This window comes from Colwellia echini (assembly GCF_002843355.2).
Classification (GTDB): domain Bacteria; phylum Pseudomonadota; class Gammaproteobacteria; order Enterobacterales; family Alteromonadaceae; genus Colwellia; species Colwellia echini.
Map to the genome: position 1 here is coordinate 1 of NZ_PJAI02000048.1, position 2,930 is coordinate 2,930.

The window sequence follows — 2,930 nt, forward strand, 5'->3', positions numbered from 1 at the left end:
CTTCATAGCGCAAAACTACTTGGGTGTTGTATGGTTAAGCCTCACGGGTAATTAGTATTGGTTAGCTCAATGCCTCGCAGCACTTACACACCCAACCTATCAACGTTGTAGTCTCCAACGACCCTTTAGGGGGCTCAAAGCCCCAGTGAGAACTCATCTCAAAGCCTGCTTCCCGCTTAGATGCTTTCAGCGGTTATCAGTTCCGAACGTAGCTACCGGGCAATGCCATTGGCATGACAACCCGAACACCAGTGGTTCGTCCACTCCGGTCCTCTCGTACTAGGAGCAGCCCTCTTCAATTCTCAAACGCCCACGGCAGATAGGGACCGAACTGTCTCACGACGTTCTAAACCCAGCTCGCGTACCACTTTAAATGGCGAACAGCCATACCCTTGGGACCGACTTCAGCCCCAGGATGTGATGAGCCGACATCGAGGTGCCAAACACCGCCGTCGATATGAACTCTTGGGCGGTATCAGCCTGTTATCCCCGGAGTACCTTTTATCCGTTGAGCGATGGCCCTTCCATACAGAACCACCGGATCACTATGACCTACTTTCGTACCTGCTCGACGTGTCTGTCTCGCAGTTAAGCTGGCTTATGCCATTGCACTAACCGTACGATGTCCGACCGTACTTAGCCAACCTTCGTGCTCCTCCGTTACTCTTTGGGAGGAGACCGCCCCAGTCAAACTACCCACCAGACAGTGTCCCCAAGCCCGATTAGGGCCCTAGGTTAGAACATCACGCATACAAGGGTGGTATTTCAAGAGTGGCTCCACTTCATCTGGCGACAAAGTTTCAAAGCCTCCCACCTATCCTACACATGTAGGAGCAATGTTCACTGTCAAGCTATAGTAAAGGTTCACGGGGTCTTTCCGTCTAGCCGCGGGTATACGGCATCTTAACCGCAAATTCAATTTCACTGAGTCTCGGGTGGAGACAGTGTGGCCATGATTACGCCATTCGTGCAGGTCGGAACTTACCCGACAAGGAATTTCGCTACCTTAGGACCGTTATAGTTACGGCCGCCGTTTACCGGGGCTTCGATCATGAGCTTCTCCGAAGATAACCCAATCAATTAACCTTCCGGCACCGGGCAGGCGTCACACCGTATACGTCATCTTTCGATTTTGCACAGTGCTGTGTTTTTAATAAACAGTTCCAGCCACCTGGTTACTTCGACTCTCCTATGCTTACTGAGCAAGTCATTCACATTAGAGAGCGTACCTTCTCCCGAAGTTACGGTACTATTTTGCCTAGTTCCTTCACCCGAGTTCTCTCAAGCGCCTTAGTATTCTCTACCTAACCACCTGTGTCGGTTTGGGGTACGGTTCCTATATATCTGAAGCTTAGAAGCTTTTCCTGGAAGCATGGCATCAATGACTTCATCACCGTAGTGACTCGTCTCGTATCTCAGCCTTAAGAGAGTCCGGATTTACCTAAACTCTCAGCCTACATACTTTCACACGGACTACCAACGCCGTGCTCACCTAGCCTACTCCGTCCCTCCTTCGCAATATATAGAAGTACAGAAATATTAATCTGTTTCCCATCGACTACGCGTTTCCGCCTCGCCTTAGGGGCCGACTTACCCTGCCCTGATTAACATGGGACAGGAAACCTTGGTCTTTCGGCGGGGGAGTTTTTCACTCCCCTTATCGTTACTCATGTCAGCATTCGCACTTGTGATACCTCCAGCAAACTTCTCAATTCACCTTCAACGGCTTACACAACGCTCCCCTACCACTCAGAGTAAACTCTGAATCCGCAGCTTCGGTGACTAGTTTAGCCCCGTTACATCTTCCGCGCAGACCGACTCGACTAGTGAGCTATTACGCTTTCTTTAAAGGGTGGCTGCTTCTAAGCCAACCTCCTAGCTGTCTATGCCTTTCCACATCGTTTCCCACTTAACTAGTACTTTGGGACCTTAGCTGGCGGTCTGGGTTGTTTCCCTCTTCACAACGGACGTTAGCACCCGCAGTGTGTCTCCCGCATATCACTCATTGGTATTCGGAGTTTGCAAAGGGTTGGTAAGTCGGGATGACCCCCTAGCCTTAACAGTGCTCTACCCCCAATGGTGTTCGTGCGAGGCTCTACCTAAATAGATTTCGGGGAGAACCAGCTATCTCCCGGCTTGATTAGCCTTTCACTCCGACCCACAAGTCATCACCGCATTTTTCAACATACGTGTGTTCGGTCCTCCAGTTGATGTTACTCAACCTTCAACCTGCCCATGGGTAGATCGCCGGGTTTCGGGTCTATACCCTGCAACTAAACGCGCAGTTAACACTCGCTTTCGCTACGGCTCCCCTAATCGGTTAACCTTGCTACAGAATATAAGTCGCTGACCCATTATACAAAAGGTACGCAGTCACCAAACTAAATTTGGCTCCCACTGCTTGTACGTATGCGGTTTCAGGTTCTATTTCACTCCCCTCACAGGGGTTCTTTTCGCCTTTCCCTCACGGTACTGGTTCACTATCGGTCAGTTAGTAGTATTTAGCCTTGGAGGATGGTCCCCCCATATTCAGACAAAGTTTCACGTGCTCCGTCCTACTCGATTTCACAACAAAAGTTCTTACGTGTACGGGACTATCACCCTGTATCGTTATCCTTTCCAGAATATTCCACTAAAACTTAAGTTGCTTAAGGGCTGATTCGCGTTCGCTCGCCGCTACTAACGAAATCTCGGTTGATTTCTTTTCCTCGGGGTACTTAGATGTTTCAGTTCTCCCGGTTCGCCTCATTACCCTATGTATTCAGATAATGATACCTAGCTTATGCTAGGTGGGTTTCCCCATTCGGATATCGTTGGCTATAACGGTTTTTATCACCTCACCAACGCTTTTCGCAGATTAACACGTCCTTCATCGCCTCTAACTGCCAAGGCATCCACCACATACGCTTAGTCACTTAACCATACAACCC

General features: G+C 49.6%; 1 rRNA gene. It reads right to left on the bottom strand.

The window, feature by feature from the left end:
- Positions 1 to 30: 30 nt before the first annotated feature.
- Positions 31 to 2,921, bottom strand: a 23S ribosomal RNA gene (locus CWS31_RS17090).
- Positions 2,922 to 2,930: the final 9 nt, after the last annotated feature.